Annotated in this window: 21 protein-coding genes; 13 read left to right on the forward strand and 8 right to left on the reverse strand. The window is 62.5% G+C overall.

Annotated elements, in window-relative coordinates; genetic code table 11:
• The first annotated feature begins 30 nt into the window (after positions 1-30).
• Positions 31-384 carry a DUF3307 domain-containing protein gene (locus tag BUA38_RS16665; RefSeq protein WP_072826176.1) on the forward strand — a complete coding sequence of 118 codons (354 nt, stop codon included), beginning with the start codon at positions 31-33 and terminating at the stop codon, positions 382-384.
• Between the two features lie 147 nt (positions 385-531).
• Positions 532-930 (forward strand): hypothetical protein, encoded by a 399-nt coding sequence (locus tag BUA38_RS16670; protein WP_072819329.1) that lies wholly within the window; start codon positions 532-534, stop codon positions 928-930.
• Positions 931-1136: 206 nt separating this feature from the next.
• On the opposite strand, the gene BUA38_RS16675 is transcribed toward BUA38_RS16670, so the two are convergent.
• Together BUA38_RS16675 and BUA38_RS16680 are read right to left on the reverse strand one after the other, a co-directional pair.
• On the reverse strand, positions 1137-1460 hold the full coding sequence (locus BUA38_RS16675) for a YkgJ family cysteine cluster protein (protein WP_072819331.1): 324 nt from the start codon (positions 1458-1460) through the stop codon (positions 1137-1139).
• On the reverse strand, positions 1460-2158 hold the full coding sequence (locus tag BUA38_RS16680; protein WP_072819333.1) for a helix-turn-helix transcriptional regulator: 699 nt from the start codon (positions 2156-2158) through the stop codon (positions 1460-1462). Before BUA38_RS16680 ends, BUA38_RS16675 begins: the two co-directional genes overlap by 1 nt.
• Before the next feature lie 238 nt (positions 2159-2396).
• Here BUA38_RS16680 and BUA38_RS16685 point away from each other — a divergent pair, with 238 nt between their 5' ends.
• Positions 2397-3125: a glutathione S-transferase family protein gene (locus BUA38_RS16685; protein WP_072819335.1), complete on the forward strand. Its 729-nt coding sequence runs from the start codon at positions 2397-2399 to the stop codon at positions 3123-3125.
• On the opposite strand, the gene BUA38_RS16690 is transcribed toward BUA38_RS16685, so the two are convergent.
• A complete protein-coding gene (locus tag BUA38_RS16690; protein ID WP_072819337.1) occupies positions 3083-3778 on the reverse strand; it encodes a pyridoxamine 5'-phosphate oxidase family protein in 696 nt (231 codons plus the stop codon). The genes BUA38_RS16685 and BUA38_RS16690 overlap by 43 nt on opposite strands.
• Positions 3779-3888: 110 nt before the next feature.
• Here BUA38_RS16690 and BUA38_RS16695 point away from each other — a divergent pair, with 110 nt between their 5' ends.
• Positions 3889-4785, forward strand: coding sequence for a LysR family transcriptional regulator (locus BUA38_RS16695; RefSeq protein ID WP_072819339.1), 897 nt, complete (start codon positions 3889-3891; stop codon positions 4783-4785).
• Between the two features lie 5 nt (positions 4786-4790).
• Here the strand turns inward: BUA38_RS16695 and BUA38_RS16700 are convergent, their stop codons facing one another.
• Both BUA38_RS16700 and pobA read right to left on the reverse strand, forming a co-directional pair.
• Positions 4791-5213, reverse strand: coding sequence for a PaaI family thioesterase (locus BUA38_RS16700; protein WP_072819341.1), 423 nt, complete (start codon positions 5211-5213; stop codon positions 4791-4793).
• A gap of 81 nt (positions 5214-5294) precedes the next feature.
• On the reverse strand, positions 5295-6464 hold the full coding sequence (pobA, locus tag BUA38_RS16705) for a 4-hydroxybenzoate 3-monooxygenase (protein ID WP_072819342.1): 1170 nt from the start codon (positions 6462-6464) through the stop codon (positions 5295-5297).
• A 345-nt stretch (positions 6465-6809) separates the two neighbouring features.
• On the opposite strand from pobA, the gene BUA38_RS16710 reads away from it, so the two are divergent.
• The 8 genes from BUA38_RS16710 (at position 6810) to BUA38_RS16745 (ending at position 14712) form a co-directional block, all read left to right on the forward strand.
• Positions 6810-7826, forward strand: a complete 1017-nt coding sequence (locus BUA38_RS16710; protein ID WP_072819344.1) for a TRAP transporter substrate-binding protein — start codon at positions 6810-6812, stop codon at positions 7824-7826.
• 40 nt (positions 7827-7866) lie between these two features.
• Positions 7867-8376 carry a TRAP transporter small permease gene (locus BUA38_RS16715; protein ID WP_072819346.1) on the forward strand — a complete coding sequence of 170 codons (510 nt, stop codon included), beginning with the start codon at positions 7867-7869 and terminating at the stop codon, positions 8374-8376.
• Positions 8377-8383: 7 nt separating this feature from the next.
• Positions 8384-9703 (forward strand): TRAP transporter large permease, encoded by a 1320-nt coding sequence (locus BUA38_RS16720; protein WP_072819348.1) that lies wholly within the window; start codon positions 8384-8386, stop codon positions 9701-9703.
• 123 nt (positions 9704-9826) lie between these two features.
• On the forward strand, positions 9827-10288 hold the full coding sequence (locus tag BUA38_RS16725; protein ID WP_072819350.1) for a DUF3237 domain-containing protein: 462 nt from the start codon (positions 9827-9829) through the stop codon (positions 10286-10288).
• 113 nt (positions 10289-10401) lie between these two features.
• Entirely contained in the window at positions 10402-12300 is a 1899-nt protein-coding gene (locus BUA38_RS16730) for a feruloyl-CoA synthase (protein ID WP_083587606.1), read from the forward strand.
• 20 nt (positions 12301-12320) lie between these two features.
• Complete coding sequence (locus tag BUA38_RS16735; RefSeq protein WP_072819352.1) at positions 12321-13082, forward strand: SDR family NAD(P)-dependent oxidoreductase; 762 nt, start codon at positions 12321-12323, stop codon at positions 13080-13082.
• A gap of 12 nt (positions 13083-13094) precedes the next feature.
• A complete protein-coding gene (locus tag BUA38_RS16740) occupies positions 13095-13514 on the forward strand; it encodes an acyl-CoA thioesterase (RefSeq protein WP_072819354.1) in 420 nt (139 codons plus the stop codon).
• 49 nt (positions 13515-13563) lie between these two features.
• Positions 13564-14712: an ABC transporter substrate-binding protein gene (locus tag BUA38_RS16745; RefSeq protein ID WP_072819356.1), complete on the forward strand. Its 1149-nt coding sequence runs from the start codon at positions 13564-13566 to the stop codon at positions 14710-14712.
• 16 nt (positions 14713-14728) lie between these two features.
• Here BUA38_RS16745 and BUA38_RS16750 read toward each other — a convergent pair whose 3' ends face one another.
• Genes BUA38_RS16750 through BUA38_RS16760 form a run of 3 tightly spaced genes read right to left on the reverse strand, consistent with a single transcriptional unit; the run spans position 14729 to position 18278 of the window.
• Positions 14729-15466: an ABC transporter ATP-binding protein gene (locus BUA38_RS16750; RefSeq protein WP_072819358.1), complete on the reverse strand. Its 738-nt coding sequence runs from the start codon at positions 15464-15466 to the stop codon at positions 14729-14731.
• Positions 15463-17232: an ABC transporter permease subunit gene (locus tag BUA38_RS16755; protein ID WP_072819360.1), complete on the reverse strand. Its 1770-nt coding sequence runs from the start codon at positions 17230-17232 to the stop codon at positions 15463-15465. The genes BUA38_RS16750 and BUA38_RS16755 overlap by 4 nt, the downstream gene beginning before the upstream one ends.
• 5 nt (positions 17233-17237) lie before the next feature.
• A complete protein-coding gene (locus BUA38_RS16760; protein WP_072819362.1) occupies positions 17238-18278 on the reverse strand; it encodes a branched-chain amino acid ABC transporter permease in 1041 nt (346 codons plus the stop codon).
• A gap of 130 nt (positions 18279-18408) precedes the next feature.
• Between BUA38_RS16760 and BUA38_RS16765 the strand changes: the two genes are divergently transcribed.
• Positions 18409-18912, forward strand: coding sequence for a MarR family winged helix-turn-helix transcriptional regulator (locus tag BUA38_RS16765; protein ID WP_072819364.1), 504 nt, complete (start codon positions 18409-18411; stop codon positions 18910-18912).
• The last annotated feature ends 130 nt before the right edge of the window (positions 18913-19042 follow it).

Raw genomic sequence — 19042 nt, forward strand, 5'->3', positions numbered from 1 at the left:
TCGGTACCGGTAGGCGCACTGATCGGATGGATGGTCCTTTTGACCGTCAAGCACGTCATTGCCGACTTCGTGTTGCAAACATCCTGGATGGCGATCGGCAAGGATCAACGGGAGGGATGGGCGCTTCCCCTGCTCGCCCATTGCGGCGTGCACTTTGCGGTTGCGCTTGCCTTTATCCTGATCGTGGCGCCACGGTTCTGGTTCGTGGCCGTGATCGATTTTGTCATTCACATCACGGTCGATCGGTGCAAGGGACTGGTGTCGTCGCGGCTCGGCGTGACGCAGGAGAACCAGCATCCCTGGTTCTGGACATTGATCGGCGTCGACCAGGCGCTGCACCACCTGACCGGCTTCGGCCTGTCGATCTTCATGGCCGCGAACTGATTGACGAGCTGGTTTTTCGGCCGCTGGCGCGAACCGAATCAGTCCGATTTACAACATGGGCTGCCGATCAAGTTCTCCGTGGCACTACTGGGGGGCTTGGTTAACCTTTCGTTAGAGAGTCGCATTGCATCCTCAGGCGCGGGGGATATGCAAATGCTCGAGAACGACTTTTGCCCGGTCCGAGACGAACTGCTCGGTGAAATGTATCGCGCCAGCGAGCACGGCTTGCCGCAGCTCGTGGCAAGCGTCTCGCCCGATGTTCGGGCGATGCTGGCACTGTTTTGCTATCGCAAGAGCCACCTGCACTCGCTGGCGCTCGCGATAGCTGCGAGCTGCACCGAGCAGGAGCTGGTTCACGCCGGCGGCCGCGTCGGTTCGACGCTTTTCGCCCTGTCCCGTGAACCCGCAGAGCGGACGCAGCCGACGTCCGTGAACGGCCGCAAGCCGATCACCCTGTCGACCAAGCCGCTCTCGGCGGTCACGCCGATCGACGACGAACTCGACGACGCGGACTTTGCCGAGTTCGCCAAAGCCGTCACGGCGTAAGTTTTGGCCTGTCGTCCCGGCCAAGCGCCAGCGCGAGCCGGGACCCATAACCACCGAATTCGATAATGACTTTCAGTGCCTCATCGAGGCATCACGCGGTATGGGTCCTTGCGTGCCGCTTTCGCTTGCAGCTTCGGCGGCCCAAAGTGCTCGCCCCCGGCGAAGCCTTGGCGTAGCCGGGTCGCAGGGACGACCCACGCGGGAAATCATCCGAGCACCGGCAGCCCCCATTTGCGCCGCGCCATATCGCATTCGGCGTCGCCCGGCATGCAGGTGCGGCACACTTCGGGCCGCACCGCGTAGACCACGCACGAAGTTTCAACGCCGACCCGTCCTGACAGCGCCGAGCAACGGTCGCCTTCGCAGCGCATGCCGGATTGTCTTTCGTTGACGAATTTTTCCGGGATGAGGCCGAGCGCGACATCGTCTTCGGTGGAAAACCGCGGCCAGTTGCTCGAATAGGCGCAGCATGCGCCACAGGACTGGCACGGGCTGTCCGACGTCGAAGACTGATTTGCCGCTGCCACCATCACATATCGCTCGGAGCTTCCCAGACCAGGCTGCGCCGCCATTTTGCCCGGAGCAGGTCTCGCCTTTCAGGGTATTTTTCATCGAGGTAGACGGCGTCGACGACGCGGTCGGTGCGGAAAGAGCGAAAGTCCCGGCGTAATTCGCACCATGCCGCGAGCAGCCGTACCGCTTCCAGATAGCCGATCGCAATCGGCCAGATGGTGCGCTCGCTGTCGCGTCCGTGCTCGTCGCGATAACGCAGTGTGATCTTCTTGCCTTCGTGAATGTGGGCCCGCGTCCGCGCCATGTCGATGCGATCAGGCTCCTTGCGCCAGGCCGGCCGCGCGCGGCTCGCCGGTTCAAGCACGAAGGGCCGCAAGCGCTCGGGCACGGTCTCGGAGATTTTGGCGATCAGGTCGGCAGCGGCGCGTGACAACGCTTCATCCGCATGGCCGGCGACCCATTGCGCCCCCAACACCGCGGCCTCGATCTCGTCGGGCGTCAACATCAGGGGCGGCAGGTCAAAGCCCTTTTCCAGGATGTAGCCCATGCCGGCCTCGCCGCGGATCGGCACCCGCTGCTCCATCAGCGTGGCGATGTCGCGGTAGATCGTGCGTTTGGAGGTTTCGAGTTCGGCCGCGATCGCATCCGCAGTCAGTGGCTTTCGGGTGCGCCTTAGCACCTGAATGATCTGAAACAGACGGTCGGCACGTCGCATGAGAGGTCTCGTATCTTTTTCCGCTCGAATTTTTCCGAGGGCGCTCTCGGATGCTGACACCATGTTGGCAGCAGGTGGCAAGTATACCGGTGACAACACTCAAATCGAGAGGGGTTTGTCCCATGATCCTACTTTACGGCCTCGACCTATGGACGACGTTTTCGCCACTGCTGACACCACGGTGGCAGCAGGGTGTCGCTAGCCTGAAGGCGTTTTTCAGGAGAATCGGAGTGCTCCAGTGATCACGCTTTATGGCTTTGGCCCTGGCTTCGGCCTGCCGGAAATGAGCCCGTTCGTGACCAAAACCGAGGTCCAGCTCAAGATGGCTGGCCTCGGCTACGTCAAGGAAAAGACGAGGCCCAACGCATCTCCCAAGGGGCAGTTGCCCTATATCGTGGATGAGGCCGAGGCGGTCGCCGATTCGACCTTCATCCGTGCGCATGTCGAGGGCAAATACGGTTTCGACTTCGACGCGCCGCTGAACTTGCAGCAGCGCGCCCAAGCCTGGGCGTTCGAGCGCATGATCGAACACCACATGTACTGGGCGCTGATCGGCGCCCGCTGGACCGACCCGGACAACTTCGCCAAGGGGCCGTCGCATTTCTTCGATGGCGCGCCGGCGCATATGCGGGAAAAACTGCGCGAGGACGCCCAGTTCCGCGTCGCCGAGAATTATCTCATCAGCGGCCTTGGCCGTCACGCGCCGGACGAGGACGTCGATCTGGCCGTCCGTTCGCTGCTCTCATTGTCGGTTCAGCTTGGCGACAAGCCCTATCTGATGGGCAAGACGCCTTGCGGCGCGGACGCGACGGCCTTCGGCGTAATGGCCGGGATTCTGACCCCGTTCTTCGTCTCGCCCTTGCGCGAGCGGGCCCAGCAGTTCGACAACCTGATCGCCTATGTCGACCGCATGATGGAACGGTACTATCCCGAGTTTGCCTGGACGCCGCTCTGCGAGGCGGCCTGAGCGTCGCCCGCGTTCTTGGCAACGGACTGGCCCTTCAGGGCGGCTAGTTCTGCTTCAAGCTCGGCGATCCGCTGATCGCGCGCAGCGAGCGCTGCCGCGACGTCAGCCGCATCGAATTTCTGCGGAATGTGCTGCGGGCAGTTGGTATCCCAGGCGGCGATCTTGAACAGGATCGCCTGCTCGGGACGCGCCCGATAGCCCTTTGGCATCAGCGATCGCAAAAGCGCCGGGTCATCTTCGATGACTTTCGCCTCGCCCCAGAGCTTCACCCTGCGCCGCCGCGCATAATCCATGATGAAGATATAGGCCTTCGGATTCTCCGACAGGTTGCCTTGCGTGATGTATTGCTGATTGCCGGCGAAGTCCGCGAAGGCAATCGTCTTGTTGTCGAGAATCCTGATGAACCCTTCCGGCCCGCCGCGGTGCTGGATGTAGGGCTGGCCATCGGCGGAAGCGGTCGCGAGATAGATGCTGTCGGCGTCCAATAGACGCGCCGCCAGATCTTCATCGATCTCGGTTCGCCATCCGCCGCGTTCCTCGACATGGGCATAGGCCTCGCGCGACCCCTTGCGGGCCTGGATCGCCTTCACGGTCGGCGTGAACGCGACGTCGCTGGAATAGATGTTGTTTGAATGGGTTTGGGTCTCTGACATCGGAAATCTCCGGGGTCGCTTGCGCCGATACGGCCGAAAATGGCCTCTGTCGTCGTTTAAAACAATCGTCGCAGTTGACAGTAGATAATTGCAATATATGAAATAATCCCATGGACCGACTGGATGCGATGCAGGCCTTCGTGACGGTTGCGGATCTCAAGGGATTCGCAGCCGCCGCGCGCAAGCTTCGTCTGTCGCCCTCCGCCGTGACGCGGCTGATCGCCTCGCTTGAAGATCGCGTTGGCGCGCGCCTGTTGCAGCGGACCACGCGGCAGGTCGCATTGACGGATGCAGGCGCGCGCTACCTCGAACGCGCCCGGCGCATTCTGGCAGATATCGAGGAGGCCGAGATCGCGGCCGAAGGCGAGCGTGCCCGCCCGACCGGACGGCTCGTGATTTCCGCGCCGGTTGGTTTTGGGCGACTTCATGTCAGTTCGGTTCTGACTGCCTACCTCAAGCGCCATCGCGAGGTGTCGGCCGAATTGAGGCTGGAAGACCGCGTCATCAATCTGGTGGAGGAGGGCGTGGATCTCGCGGTCCGGATCGGTCAGCTCCCGGATTCCTCGCTGGTCGCGCGCCATGTTGGCGACATGCGGCGGATCATGGTGGCCTCGCCCAGCTATCTGAAGTCGCGCGGCGAGCCGAAAAGGCCACAGGACATTGCAGCCCACGATGCCATCCAGTCCGGCTCCACCTCGGGCCAGGCCGAATGGCGTTTCGTCGAAGGCGGAACCGAGATCCGTATGGACTATGCGCCGCGGCTTGTCACCAACACGGCGGACGCCGCGATCCGGTATGCGGAAGCGGGCGGCGGGCTGACACGTGTCCTGGCCTATCAGGCCGCGGAGGCGATCAAGCGCGGCCGGCTCAAGATCGTGCTGGCGAAATTCGAGCAGCCGGCGCTGCCGATTCACATCGTCTACCCGACCTCGCGGCTATTGTCGGCGAAGGTGCGCACCTTCATCGATCTCGTGGTCGAGATCAGCGACTGGCATTTCGGCCGATAGAGTAGCTATGCTTCCTTCGCCTTGACGACGCGAAAGGTTCCGTTGGCGCGGGCGATCACCGCGTCATCGGCGGTGACGCGGCATTGTGCGAAGCAAAGCGTGCCGCCGGTCTTGATCACTTCGCTTTCGATCACCAGCCACTGACCGATCTGGGCACTGCTGATGAAATCGATCGACATGCTGACCGTCACCAGCGAATGCGTGCCGCGCATCTTGTGGCCACAACTGTGGCCCATGGCTTTATCGGTCAGCGCAGCAATCAGTCCGCCATGGGCGAAACAGCGTGCGTTGGTATGCGCTTTGGCCAGCCGAAGTCCCAGAATGATCGCGTCAGGTGTCTGCTTCGAATAAATCGGTTCCCAGGGATCGGTGAGGGGGCTCGGCCGGGTTTGGCGTTCAAAGCCTTCGGGAATATCGGAAGCAGCCATGCGAAACGCCCGAAAATGTGTGATGTCTCATTGAACCCAATCGGACTCCGATTTGCACGGCTTACAAAGTTTAAAACAAAGCTAAAACGGCAGGCCGACATAGTTTTCGGCGAGCGAGGCGGCGGCGGCCTTGGAGTTCACGACATAGTCGAGTTCGGCGAGCTGAATCCGTGCGCCGAACGCGCCGTTGTCCGGAAACTTGTGCAGCATCGAGGTCATCCACCACGAGAAGCGCACCGCCTTCCAGACCCGTGACAGCGCGCGTGTCGAGTAGGCGTCGATGCCGGCGGACGATTTCTCGTCGTAGAACTCACGAAAGGCCTGCGCGAGGTAGTGCGCGTCAGAGGCCGCGAGATTAAGTCCTTTCGCGCCGGTCGGCGGCACGATATGCGCGGCGTCGCCCGCCAGAAACATCCGCCCGAACCGCATCGGCTCGGCGACAAAGCTGCGCAGTGGCGCGATGCTCTTTTCGATCGAGGGGCCGGTGACGAGCTTGTCGGCGGCTTCCTGGTCGAGACGTCGTCTCAGCTCGTCCCAGAACCGGTCGTCGGGCCATTCCTCGACATGGTCGTCGAGTGGACACTGCACGTAATAGCGGCTGCGTTTGGTCGAGCGCATGGTGCACAGCGCAAACCCCCGCGCGTGATTGGAATAGATCAGCTCATGGCTGACCGGCGGGGTTTCGGAGAGAATGCCCAGCCAGCCGAACGGATACACCCGCTCATAAGTTTCAATGGCGGACGGTTTGACGCTGGCGCGGCTGACGCCGTGATAGCCGTCGCATCCGGCGATGAAGTCGCATTCGAGTTCATGCGTGACGCCGTCTTTGACGTAGGTAATGCGGGGGTGATCGGTGTCGAAATCGATCGGCTTGACGTGCTCGGCCTCGTAGATGCTGGTGAGCCCGGCGGCGCGCCGCGCATTCATCAGGTCGAGCGTCACTTCGGTCTGGCCGTAGATCGTCACTGTCTTGCCGGTAGGCTCGTACAGATCGATGCGGTGGCGCTCGCCACCGAACGCAAGCTCGATGCCCTCATGCAACAGGCCTTCGCGGTGCAACCGCTCGCCGGCTCCGACCTCATCGAGTAAAGCGACGGTGCCTTCCTCCAGGAGGCCGGCGCGGATCCGGCCGAGCACATATTCGCCGGTGTGCCGCTCGAGAACGACGTTGTCGATGCCGTAGCGATGCAGCAACTGTCCGAGCAAAAGGCCCGCAGGCCCCGCGCCGATGATGGCAATTTTTGTACGCAAGTCCCGTTCTCCCCGGTTGCACGACTCTGCGATCCGCAATCGTCATATGCAAGTAGCCGAGCTAATTATTATAACAGTTGGCGGCCTAGTGTCCCGATTCCGAAGTTCGGATCATTTTGCGGAGCCACGTTTGCGAACTTCGGAATCGACAGGACACTAGCAGACCTATTGGTCTAGTGTGGCTTAGGTTCAAAACGTCCGCATGAAGGACCTCGCGGCAATAATGATGCGGATTTTTGAACCGCCACACTTTGGAGCGCTTGAAGCAAAATCCACCGCTATATAACATGTTAAATAACAAGACCGGCCAAGCAAGGCCGCCGCCATCCCAGGGGAGGGAGACCGATGAAAAAAGCGCTGCTTGCCGTGCTGTTCGCCGCTTTCGCGGCGCCTGCTTTCGCTCAGGAAAAGACCTTCGAGCTGAAGATTTCGCATTGGGTGCCGGCCTCGCATCCGCTGCAGAAATCGCTGGAGGACTGGGCGGCTGCGGTCGAGAAGGCCTCCGGCGGCACCATCAAGTCCAGGGTCTTCCCGGCGCAGCAGCTTGGCAAGGCGTTCGACCATTACGACATGGCGCGCGACGGCATCGCCGACGTGACCTACGTCAATCCCGGCTATCAGCCCGGCCGCTTTCCGATCATGGGCGCCGGTGAACTACCGTTTTTGATGTCGGACGCCAAGGGTGGCTCGATGGGGCTGGACGCCTGGTACCGCAAATATGCCGAGAAGGAGATGAAGGACGTCAAATTCTGCCTCGCCTTCGTCCACACGCCATCCTCCCTGCATACGCGGACCAAAAAGGTCGTGGTCCCCGACGACATCAAGGGCATGAAGATCCGCCCGGCCGACGCGACGATCGCAAATTTCGTCACCCAGCTCGGCGGCACCAATGTGCAGTCGTCCGCGCCGGAAGTGCGCGACATTATCGAGCGTGGCGTGGCCGATGGCGTTTTTTTCCCGGCCGGATCGCTGGTGCTGTTCGGGGTGGACAAGGTGACGAAGTTTCACATCGACGCGCCGATGTATGTCACGACCTTCGTCTTTGTCATCAACAAGGACAAATATAACGAGATGTCGGAACGGCAGAAGAAGGCCGTCGACGACAACTGCAACACCGAGGCCGCCGGGCGCGTCGGCGAGTTCTGGGGCAAGTTCGAGGATGCAGGCATCGACAAGGTGAAGGCGCAATCGGGTCAGGACGTCTACGCACTGACGCCGGAGCAGGTCGCCTTGTGGAAGAAAGCCTCCGAACCGCTGATCAAGACCTGGGGCGACGGCGTCCGCAAGACCGGCGTCGATCCCGATGCCGCGCTCACCGAGTTGCGCGCCTCGCTCGCCAAGTACAACGCGCTGACACCGTAGCAACCCGCTTTTTCACCCCGCTTGATCGCCGGAGCGCTACATGACGCGCCACTCCATGGATCGCTTCATCGACACGATCGAATGGATCGCGGCCGCCTTTGTCGGCCTCGTTGCGCTCGATATCTTCGTGTCGGTGCTGCTGCGCAATCTCTTCAACTACGCGATCCCCGATTCTTTCGACATCGGGCGGATGCTGCTCGGCATCCTGATCTTCTGGGGCATCGCCGCGACCAGCTATCGCGGCGCCCACATCACCGTCGATCTGGTCTGGGGCAATGTCAGCCCGCGATATCAGCGCTGGATCGACGTGTTCGCGACGCTGGTGCTCTTGTTCGTGGTGACGGTGCAGACCTGGACCCTGTTCGACAAGGTGCGCGGCACCTATCGCGACAATGTCACGACCTTCGATATGCATATGCCGACCTGGCCGTTCTTTGCGGTGGCCTGGATCGGCGACGTCTCCGCGGTGCTGTTGATCGCGATCCGCACTTATCGGCTGGTCTTCCATCCCGAAGACATGCACGACCCCAAGCTCAAGGCCACGGAGTGAGGGAAGCATGAGCACCGATGCCGTCGCCATTACCGGATTTGTCGCGCTGTTTCTCCTGATGCTGTTGCGCGTGCCGGTCGGCATGGCGATGGGTCTCGTCGGCGTCTGCGGTTTTGGCTATCTCACCGGCTTCACCCCGGCGCTGAAGCTGGTCGGCCAGACCTCGATGCGCACGGTGACGGACTACACGTTCGGCGTGATCCCGATGTTCCTGTTGATGGGTACCTTTGTCAGCCATTCCGGCATGAGCCGCGACCTGTTTCGCGCCGCCAACGGCTTTGTCGGTCATTTGCGCGGCGGGCTCGGCATCGCAACGGTGGCGGCCTGCGGCGGCTTTGCCGCGATCTGCGGTTCGTCGGTCGCAACCGCGGCGACGTTTTCCGCCGTCGCCTATCCGGAAATGCGCCGCTTCGGCTATCCGCAGTCCTTTGCCACCGGTGTGATCGCCGCGGGGGGCACGTTGGGCGCCATGCTGCCGCCGTCCACCGTGCTCGCGGTCTACGGCATCATCACCGAGCAGGACATCGGCAAATTGTTCATGGCCGGCATCATTCCCGGACTGCTCGCGATGACCATGTACATGATCACGATCGCCCTGATCGGCTATCTGCGGCCGGGATTCCTGCCCGCGGGCAAGCAAACTCCCTGGCGCGACAGCTTTGCCGCTTTGAAGGATATCTGGGCGCCGGTTCTGCTGTTCATCTTTGTCATCGGCGGTCTCTATGGCTTGCCCTATCTGCCGCGCTTTACGCCGACCGAAGCCGGCGGCGTCGGCGCAACCGGCGCATTCCTGATCGGCGTCCTCACCGGCCGGCTCGACCGCGAAAAGATTCTCGCCTCGCTGTTGCAGGCGACGCGCACGGCGGCCGCCGTGTTCACCGTGCTGATCGGTGCGCTGATCTTCGGCTATTTCCTCACGGTGACGCAGACGCCGCAGAAGGTCACGGAATTTCTCACCGGACTTGGCCTCGGCAGCTACGGCGTGCTTGCCGTGATCATGGTGATGTATCTCGTGCTCGGCTGCCTGATGGACGCCATGGCGATGATCATCCTGACGGTGCCGATCATCTTTCCGGTGGTCTCGCAACTCGGCTTCGATCCGATCTGGTTCGGCGTCATCATCGTGATGACGGTCGAACTCGGCCTGATCCATCCGCCGGTTGGCATGAACGTCTTTGTCATCAAGAGCGTGGTCAAGGACGTCTCCTTCACCACGATCTTCAAGGGCGTGCTGCCCTTCGTTGCTACCGACATCATCAGGCTGATCATCCTGATTGCGTTTCCGCTGCTGGCGACCTGGTTGCCGCAGCAGATGATGGCCCGCTGAGTCTGTCCGATGGTTCGAGACGCGCGGCGTGATCACGCCACGGTTCTCACCATGAGGACCTCATCCTGAAGAGCATCGCGTCGCGATGCGTCTCGAAGGATATGAATAGCAAAAGGTGGCTCGATGGAACCGGTGCTCGCGACCCGTTATGTCTTCACCATCACCGCTGAAGTCGCGGGCATCACCTCGGCCGGCGACATCGGCGTCGGCGAGCGCCGTATCATTCCGATTGTCGGCGGCGAGGTGAGGGGCAAGAACATCAACGGAAAGGTCTGCGCGTTCGGTGCCGACTTCCAGATCGTGCGGCCGGATTCCTCGATCGAACTCGAGGCGAAATATGCGCTTCAGACCGACGACGGCGCGGTGATCTATGTCGATAACCGCGGCATCCGGCGCGGACCCACTGAACTCGTCCAAAAGCTCAACCGCGGCGAGGCGGTCGATCCCGCGCTGATCTATTTCCGCACCGTGCCGCGGTTCGAGACCGGCGCTGTAAAATACCGCTGGCTGATGCAAAGCCTGTTCGTCGCTTCCGCCGCGCGCCACACCGATCGCGTGGTGATCGACGTACATCAGGTGCTCTAGGCCCTCCTGGCGAGGCTCGAAAGCCGTCCCCGACAGGGATTTATTGACTCCACCCAAATTAGTTATAAAACATAACTATTCGGGGGGTGGACACCGGGTATGAGCGTACGGGTATGAGCGCAACAGCCGACCTGTCCTTGCAAGCGAGCGGCGCGCTGCCGTCGTCAGACAGCGGCCTTTTCCCTTTGCGCCCGATTTCATTCAGGGATCCCGAAATAACGGTCGATCGCCGCGCCGATGGCACGATCTATCTGCGGCCGCAACAGCTCGACATCGAATACCCGGTGCGCCTGACCGACTCCTTGCGTTACTGGGCCGCCGTCGCGCCCGACCGCCTGTTCATGGCGGAGCGTGATGCCGCTGGCGGCTGGCGCAAGGTCACTTATGCCGAATTGCTGAACGCAGGCCGTCGCATCGCATCAAGCCTGCTGGCGCGCGATCTCTCGGCCGAGCGGCCGGTCATCATTCTCTCCGGCAACTCGATCGACCATGCGCTGGTCGCGTTCGGCGCGATGGTGGCAGGTGTGCCGTTCTGCCCGGTGTCGCCGGCCTATTCGTTGATCTCGAAAGACTACGGCAAGCTCGCCTACCTGATGAAGCTTCTGACGCCGGGGCTGGTCTTTGTCGACGACGCCGGCCCATTCGCGGCCGCGCTGCAAGCCAATGTGCCCGAGAATATCGAAATCGCCATCTCTCGCGGCGCACTGCCGGGCCGCGCTCTGACGGCCCTGTCGGACCTGCTGGCGACGCCGCTGCATCCCGATCTCGATGGCGTGCAACAGGCGATCGGTCCGGATTCAATCGTCAAGTTTCTGCTGACGTCGGGCTCGACCGGCAATCCCAAGGCCGTCATCAACACCCAGCGCATGCTCTGCGCCAACCAGGTGATGATCCGCGAGAGCATGACTTTCCTGAAGGAGGAGCCGCCGGTCATCGTCGATTGGCTACCGTGGAATCATACGTTCGGCGGCAACCACAATCTCGGGCTCGTGCTGTTCAACGGCGGCTCGATCTATCTCGATGCCGGCAAGCCGATGCCCGGCGGCATCGAGGAGACGGTGCAGAATCTGAAGGAGATTTCGCCGACGGTCTATTTCAACGTACCGAAAGGCTTCGAATCGCTACTGCCCTACCTGCGCGACGATGCGCAGCTGCGGCGGACGTTTTTCGGCAAGCTCCAGGCGATGTTCTTCTCGGGCGCGGCGATGTCGCCGTTTGTCTGGAAAAGTCTCGACGAGCTCTCGGTGCAAGAAACCGGTTTCCGCGTGCCGATGTTGACCGGGCTCGGAGCCACCGAGAGTGCGCCGCTCTCGCTATCGGCGACGCCGCGCACCAGCCGTTCCGGCCATATCGGGCTTCCGGTGCCCGGCAACGAGATCAAGCTCGCACCGCGCAATGGCAAGCTCGAATTGTGCGTCAGGGGGCCGAACGTCACGCCGGGCTACTGGCGTCAGCCGGAGTTGACGGAAGCTGCGTTCGACGAGGAGGGTTTTTATCGGTTTGGCGACGCGGCGAAGCCTGCGGTGGCCGATGATTTTTCGGCCGGGCTCGATTTCGATGGCCGCATTGCCGAAGATTTCAAACTTGCGAGCGGCACCTGGGTCAGCGTCGGCCCGTTGCGCGCCCGTTTCATCGCGGCCTGCGCGCCGCTGGTGCGCGACGTGGTGGTCGCCGGCATCAACCGCGATGAGGTCGCGGCGCTCGTCATCCCTGACTTGGATGGTTGCCGGCTGGTCAATCCGGCGCTGCCGCCGGGCGACGTCGGTGCCTGCGCCCGCGACGAGGCGGTACGAAGCGCCTTCCGGCAGCGCTTCGCGGCGTTTCATACCGCGGCGACCGGCTCTTCGACGCGGATCGTCCGTGCGTTATTCATCGACGCGCCGCTCTCGATCGATCGCGGCGAAGTCACCGACAAGGGATCGATCAACCAGCGCGCGGTGCTCGAACACAGAAAGGCGCTGGTCGAAGCGCTTTATTCGTCCAGCTTGGACGCCGACGTGATAACGCCTTAAGAGAGGTTCAGGAGGAAGCGATGCAATTGAAGGATCAGGCTGCGATCGTCACCGGCGGTGCGTCGGGATTGGGTGCTGCGACCGCGCGGCGGCTTGCGAAGGAAGGCGCCAAGGTCGCGATCTGCGACGTCAACGCCAAGCTCGCCGAGACGGTTGCGAAGGAAATCGGCGGCGTCGCCGTGACCTGTGATGTTGCCGACAGCGCCTCGGCGGAAGCCGCGATTGCCGCTGCCGCCAAGGCCCATGGCCCGGCGCGGGTCTTGATCAACTGCGCGGGCATCGGCGTGGCCAAACGGGTGATCGGCCGCGAGGGGCCGATGGCGCTGGCCGATTTCGACCGCGTGATAAGGATCAACCTGATCGGCTCCTTCAACATGATCCGCCTGGCGGCCGCCGACATGACCAAGCTCGAGCCGCTCACGACCGGAGAACGCGGCGTGATGATCTCGACCGCCTCGATCGCCGCCTATGACGGTCAGATCGGCCAGGCCGCCTATTCGGCCTCGAAGGGCGGCATCGTCGGCATGACGCTGCCGATCGCGCGCGAATTTGCGCAGTTCGGCATTCGCGTGCTGGCGATTGCGCCGGGCCTGTTCCTCACGCCGCTGCTCGCCGCTCTGCCGCAGGAGGCGCAGGATTCGCTCGCCGCCGCCGTTCCGTTCCCGCACCGTCTCGGCGATCCATCCGAATTTGCTTCCCTCGTGATGCAGATGATCGACAACGCCTACCTCAACGGCGAGGTGGTGCGGCTCGATGCGTCGCTGCGCATGGCGCCGAAATAGGACGGCGTCTTCATGTTCGTTCATCGCAGGGACGTGCAAATCCAGTGGGGCGATTGCGACCCTGCGAATATCGTCTATTACCCGCGCTACTTCGAGATGTTCGACGACTCCACCTCGATCATGTTCGAGGCGGCCGGTTTCTCCAAACAGGACATCGTCAGGAAATACGGCCTGGTTGGCATTCCCATGGTGGACACGCGGGCGAAATTCTACATCCCATCAACCCATGGCGACTGGATCACGATCGAGAGCCGGGTCGAGAGTTTCAAGCGGTCGAGTTTCGAGGTCACCCACAAGGTGTACAAGGGTGAGCGGCTTGCAATCGAGGCATTCGAGACCCGGGTGCTGGTCGGGCATGATCCCGCTGACCCCGCGCGCCTGAAATCGGCGCCGGTGCCGGAAGAGATCGTCGAAAAATTCTTGAAGGGATAATCGCTTCATAGAAAGCGAAATGATAAGGGAAATGTCAGGGAGGAATTCCATGAACAAGATGATACTCGCGACTGTCGCCAGCACTGCGCTCGCGCTGTCGGCGCCATCGGCGCAAGCGCAATCGGCCGAAATCACTATCGGCATTTCGATTTCGACCACGGGACCTGCGGCGGCGCTCGGCGTGCCCGAACGCAACGCGCTTGAATTCGTACCGAAGGAAATCGCGGGCGTGCCGCTGAAAGTCATCGTGCTCGACGATGGCGGCGATCCGACCAGCGCCACCACCAATGCGCGGCGCTTTGTGACGGAGTCCAAAGCCGACATCATCGTGGGGTCGTCGACCACGCCGCCGACCATCGCGATCTCCAACGTCGCCAACGAAGCCGGCATTCCCCACATCAGCCTCGCGCCGTTTCCGGTGACGCCGGAGCGCACCAAATGGTCGGTCGTGCTGCCGCAGCCGGTGCCGATCATGGGCAAGGTGCTCTACGAGCACATGAAGGCGCACAACATCAAAACCGTCGGCTATATCGGCTACTCCGATTCCTACGGCGATCTCTGGTTCGACGACTTCAAGCGCCAGGGCGTGCCGATGGGGTTGACGCTGGTCGATGAAGAGCGCTTCGCGCGGCCGGATACGTCGGTCGCGGGCCAGGTGTTGAAGCTGGTCGCCGCCAATCCCGACGCGATCCTGATCGGCGCGTCCGGCACGGCGGCCGGGCTGCCGCAATCGAGCTTGCGCGAGCGCGGCTACAAGGGGCTGATCTACCAGACCCACGGCGCCGCCAGCATGGACTTCATCCGCATTGCCGGCCCCGCGGCCGAGGGCGTGATCATGGCCTCAGGCCCGGTGATGAATCCGGAGGGCCAGTCGGATTCCGCACTGACCAGGAAGCCGGGGCTTACGCTCAACTCGGCCTATGAGGCTAAATACGGTCCGAACACCCGCAGCCAGTTCGCCGGTCACGCCTTTGACGCGTTCGAGGTCCTCAAGCGCGTGGTGCCCGCGGCGCTGAAGAGCGCCAAACCCGGCACGCCGGAGTTTCGCGAAGCGATCCGCCAGGCGTTCATGAGCGAGCATGAAATCGCGGCGACGCAGGGCGTCTACAACTGGACCGAAAAAGACCGCTCTGGTCTGGACGATCGCTCGCGGATCATCCTGACGGTGAAAGACGGCAAATACGTTCCGGCGATGTGAGGAGCGGAGGCGCCACTTATGTGGCGCTTTCTTCGCCTAAGCCCAGATAACTCGCGGCGACGCGCGCATTGCCGGCGATGTCCTTGGCCGTGCCTTGCAGCACGAATTCGCCGAGCTCCATGACATAGGCGCGGTTGGCGATTTGCAGCGCGGCCTGCGCGTTCTGCTCGACCAGCAGCACCGAGACACCGCTGGCACGGAGCTCGCCGATGGTGCGGAAGATGTCGGCGACGATGATCGGCGCGAGCCCCAGGCTCGGCTCGTCCAGCATCAACAGTTTCGGCGTGCCCATCAGCGCGCGGCCCATTGCCAGCATCTGCTGCTCGCCGCCGGACAGCGTGCCGGCGAGCTGCCGCCGTCGCTCCTTCAATCGAGGAAACAGCGTGTAGACGCGCTCCAACGACTGCGCCGACTCTGCCCTGCTATTTCGGAATGCGCCGAGCCGCAGATTGTCCTCGACATTCATCGCGGCAAACAACTCGCGGTGCTCCGGCACGAGGCTCAAGCCCGCCATGACGCGGTCCTCGATGTCGAGCCGCGTGATGTCGCTGCCAGCAAAGTTCGCGCCACCTTTCAGCGGTAGAATGCCCATGGTCGCATTGAGCAGTGTGGTCTTGCCGGCGCCGTTGGCGCCAATGATGGTGACGATCTCGTTTTCCGCGACATCGAGCGTGACGCCGCGAACCGCCTCGACCTTGCCATAGCCGATGTGGGCTTCTGTGATCCGCAGCAGGTTGGTGGCGCTGTCGCTCATGGCGCGCCTCCGAGATAGGCGCGGATCACGTCGGGATTGGCTTTGATCGCATCAGGGCGGCCTTCGGCGATCCGGGTGCCGAAATCGAGCACCACGACGCGGTCGGCGAGCCCCATCACGAACCCCATGTCGTGCTCGACCAGCAGCACCGACATGCCGCCATCGCGCAAGCTCCGCAGCAACGATGCCAATTGCTGCTTTTCCATGTGACGCAGGCCCGCCGCCGGCTCGTCGAGCAGGAGCAGCGCCGGGTCGGCGCAAAGTGCGCGCGCAATCTCGACAATGCGCTGCTGGCCGAGCGAGAGGTTGCCGGCGAGCATATGCGCCTGATCGGCGAGCCCGACGCGCTCGATCTGGCGCATGGCTTCCGCGAGCAGCCTGGCCTCGTCGCTGCGGTCTAGGCGAAGCAAGCTCTTGATCGCGCCCGCATGCCCGCGCAGATGCGCGCCGATCGCGACGTTTTCGAGAACGGTCATATCGGCAACGAGCTTGACGTGCTGGAACGTCCTGGAGACGCCGAGTTTGGTGATGTCCTGCGGCTTCGCACTTTTGAACACCTTGCCCGAGACCGAAATCGTACCAGCGGACAACGAGAGCATGCCGGTGATGAGGTTGAACGTCGTGCTCTTGCCGGCGCCGTTCGGACCGATCAAGGCCACGATCTCGCGGGTGCCGACATCAAAGGATACGTCGTTGACCGCGATCACGCCGCCGAATTCCTTGCGCGCGTGATCGACGATCAGAAGCGAGTCGTCGATCGCGGCGGGCTTTCGCCGCGGCGGCAACACGAGCGACGGATCGATGGCTTTGGGTCCCGGCTTGAACGGCAGAAGCCGGACCAGCCACGGCCACACGCCGTTCGGCGCGAGCTGAAGCAAGGCCACCAGCATCATGCCGAACACGATGGTCTCCAACTGGCCTTCGCCGTGAAACAGAACCGGCAGATAGTCCTGGAGGACTTCCTTGAGCACGACGACGATCGCCGCGCCCAGCACGCCGCCCCAGACATAGCCGGCGCCGCCGACCACGGCGACAAAGAGATATTCGATGCCGGCCTGGGCGCCGAACGGGGTCGGATTCACCGCGCGCTGGAAGTGGGCATAGAGCCAGCCGGACAGCCCAGCGAGCACGGCGGCGTAAATGAAGACCAACAGCTTGGTGCGTGGCGGCTGGATGCCGAAGGCTTCCGCCGCGACATGGCCGCGCCGCAGCGCGCGGATGGCGCGGCCGGTGCGGGAATCCAAAAGGTTCATCGTCAGCAACGCGCACAGGATGACCGCGGTCCAGATCGCGAAGTAGATCGTGTCGGGATCGATCATCTTCAGCGGCCCGATCGCGAGCGGTGGGATGGCGGAAATGCCGTCATTGCGGCCAAGGAATTCGAGCTTGCTGAATAGATAAAAGAGACCGAGGCCCCAGGCGATGGTGCCGAGCGGCAGGTAATGACCCGACAGGCGCACGGTGATCAGGCCGAGCGCGACGGCGAAAACGCCGCTGACGACAAGCGAAAGCGGCAACGTCAGCCACGGCGAGAGCCCGTAGGCCGTGGTCAGCACCGCGGTCGTGTAGGCGCCGAAGCCGCAAAACGCCGCCTGGCCGAACGACGTCAGCCCGCCGACGCCGGTGAGCAGCACGAGGCCCATCGCCACCAGCGCCGAAAGGCCAATATTGTCGAGCAGCACGATCCAGAACGGCGGCATGGTGGGGATAAACGGGATCGCCGCCATGACCAGCGCGAACAGGATCAACGGCAGCCGCTGCGCCATCTTGATCAGTCCTTTTCCTCGTCGACCGCGGGCGTTGCCAGCGAGCGCAGCAGCAGCACCGGAATGATCAGCGCAAATACGATCACTTCCTTGAAGTTGCTGGCGTAGAAAGACGAGAAGGATTCAACGCTGCCGACCAGAAGGGCGGCGATCGCGGTCAAAGGATAACTCACCAGGCCGCCGATGATCGCGGCGACGAAGCCTTTCAGGCCGATCAGAAACCCCGTGTCGTAGTAGAGCGTCGTGATGGGAATGATGAGAATGCCCGAGGTCGCGCCGATCACGGCGGCGAGCAGAAAGGCGATCTGACCCGACAGCGCGGTGCGGATTCCGACCAGCCGCGCGCCGAGGCGATTAACCGCAGTGGCGCGAAGCGCCTTGCCGTAGAGGGTAAAGCTGAACAGCAGCCAGAGCGCCGCAATCAGTGCCAGCGTCACGGCGTAAACAGCGATGCTTTGGCCGGTAAAGCGCAGGGGATCGATGGTAAACGCTGCGTTCGACAACGCGGGCCCGCGTTGGCCTTCGGCGCCGAAGAAGACAAGCCCGATGCCTTGCAGCGCCAGATGACAGCCGACGGCTGCGATCAGCAGCACCAGCACGGACGTGTGCGCAATCGGCGCAAAGGCGATGCGATAGAGATAAAGCCCGATTGTTCCAACGATCAGAAGCGAGAGCACGATGTCGACCGCGATCGGCGTCTGCTTACTTGCCAACGACAGTGTGAGCGCGAGGACCGCCGTGGGCAAGGCGATGTTGATGAAGAAACCTTGCACGATCAAAACAAAGCGCAGGCTTCGCCGACGCATCACGAGATCAAGGACGAAAGCGACGATGCCCATGGCGACGGCCAGCCGCGCGGTGCCGGGCACCTGGCCCGCGGCGAGCGTCGCATAGGTCAGCGCTCCATAGGTGACGAATTCGCCCTGCGGAATCAGGATGACGCGCGTCACGGCGAAGACCAGCACCAGGGCCAGGCCCAACAGGGCGTAGATCGCGCCATTGGTGATGCCGTCCTGCAGCAGGAACAGCATGATGGTCGTGTTCAATTGGGCCGCTCCCCTTAATCCCCTTCACGCAAGCGGTTGAACTCCGCGTGCCTAGTTTGATATAGTGGATAACAATTATCAGATATAACCTCAAGGCCGCGACCGGCATTGAGGCGGGTAACACGAGGCGATGACCGTTTCCAGAACCGCCACCGATGGCGCCAAGACGCAGCGTGCCGGCCGCAAGGAGGCCGAGGACGCGGGGATAGAACTCGGCGAACTGTCGGAAATGCTCGGCTATCCGCTCAAGCGCGCGCAACTGAAGATCTTCGAGGATTTTTTGCGCTGCATGGCGCCGCTGCAACTGACGCCTGCGCAGTTCTCGGTGCTCCTGCTGCTCGAGCGCAATCCCGGCCGTAACCAGACCGAGATCGCAAGCACGCTCGGAATCCTGCGGCCGAATTTCGTGGCGATGCTCGATGGCCTGGAGGCCCGCGAATTATGCTCGCGCGTTCGCTCGGCCAATGACCGGCGCTCGCATCATCTGGTGCTGACCGACAAGGGCAGGGCGGCGCTCGCGCGTGCCAAGAAACTTGTCGCGGCCAAGCACGAGGCGCGTCTCAACGAGTTGCTGGGCCCTGCCAATCGCGCGGCGCTGGTGGCGATGCTGACGAAGATTGCCGACGAGTTTTGAGTGCTTGCTCAAGTGTCATTCCGGGGCGCGAGCTTTTTTGCGAGCGAACCCGGAATCCATGTCGACAAGCGTTATGATGGTGCAATGGATTCCGGCCTCGAGGCTTCGCCTCGTCCCGGAATGACGGAAA

Source organism: Bradyrhizobium erythrophlei (assembly GCF_900142985.1).
Taxonomy (GTDB): Bacteria; Pseudomonadota; Alphaproteobacteria; order Rhizobiales; family Xanthobacteraceae; genus Bradyrhizobium; species Bradyrhizobium erythrophlei_B.

What these genes read in the sequence shown, in the direction of transcription:
- BUA38_RS16665 (WP_072826176.1), top strand. Translation starts at nt 31, where the DNA reads ATGGTCCTTTTGACCGTCAAGCACGTCATTGCCGACTTCGTGTTGCAA.
- BUA38_RS16670 (WP_072819329.1), top strand. Translation starts at nt 532, where the DNA reads ATGCAAATGCTCGAGAACGACTTTTGCCCGGTCCGAGACGAACTGCTC.
- BUA38_RS16675 (WP_072819331.1), bottom strand. Translation starts at nt 1,460, where the DNA reads ATGGTGGCAGCGGCAAATCAGTCTTCGACGTCGGACAGCCCGTGCCAG.
- BUA38_RS16680 (WP_072819333.1), bottom strand. Translation starts at nt 2,158, where the DNA reads ATGCGACGTGCCGACCGTCTGTTTCAGATCATTCAGGTGCTAAGGCGC.
- BUA38_RS16690 (WP_072819337.1), bottom strand. Translation starts at nt 3,778, where the DNA reads ATGTCAGAGACCCAAACCCATTCAAACAACATCTATTCCAGCGACGTC.
- BUA38_RS16695 (WP_072819339.1), top strand. Translation starts at nt 3,889, where the DNA reads ATGGACCGACTGGATGCGATGCAGGCCTTCGTGACGGTTGCGGATCTC.
- BUA38_RS16700 (WP_072819341.1), bottom strand. Translation starts at nt 5,213, where the DNA reads ATGGCTGCTTCCGATATTCCCGAAGGCTTTGAACGCCAAACCCGGCCG.
- BUA38_RS16710 (WP_072819344.1), top strand. Translation starts at nt 6,810, where the DNA reads ATGAAAAAAGCGCTGCTTGCCGTGCTGTTCGCCGCTTTCGCGGCGCCT.
- BUA38_RS16715 (WP_072819346.1), top strand. Translation starts at nt 7,867, where the DNA reads ATGACGCGCCACTCCATGGATCGCTTCATCGACACGATCGAATGGATC.
- BUA38_RS16720 (WP_072819348.1), top strand. Translation starts at nt 8,384, where the DNA reads ATGAGCACCGATGCCGTCGCCATTACCGGATTTGTCGCGCTGTTTCTC.
- BUA38_RS16725 (WP_072819350.1), top strand. Translation starts at nt 9,827, where the DNA reads ATGGAACCGGTGCTCGCGACCCGTTATGTCTTCACCATCACCGCTGAA.
- BUA38_RS16730 (WP_083587606.1), top strand. Translation starts at nt 10,402, where the DNA reads ATGAGCGCAACAGCCGACCTGTCCTTGCAAGCGAGCGGCGCGCTGCCG.
- BUA38_RS16735 (WP_072819352.1), top strand. Translation starts at nt 12,321, where the DNA reads ATGCAATTGAAGGATCAGGCTGCGATCGTCACCGGCGGTGCGTCGGGA.
- BUA38_RS16740 (WP_072819354.1), top strand. Translation starts at nt 13,095, where the DNA reads ATGTTCGTTCATCGCAGGGACGTGCAAATCCAGTGGGGCGATTGCGAC.
- BUA38_RS16745 (WP_072819356.1), top strand. Translation starts at nt 13,564, where the DNA reads ATGAACAAGATGATACTCGCGACTGTCGCCAGCACTGCGCTCGCGCTG.
- BUA38_RS16750 (WP_072819358.1), bottom strand. Translation starts at nt 15,466, where the DNA reads ATGAGCGACAGCGCCACCAACCTGCTGCGGATCACAGAAGCCCACATC.
- BUA38_RS16755 (WP_072819360.1), bottom strand. Translation starts at nt 17,232, where the DNA reads ATGGCGCAGCGGCTGCCGTTGATCCTGTTCGCGCTGGTCATGGCGGCG.
- BUA38_RS16765 (WP_072819364.1), top strand. Translation starts at nt 18,409, where the DNA reads ATGACCGTTTCCAGAACCGCCACCGATGGCGCCAAGACGCAGCGTGCC.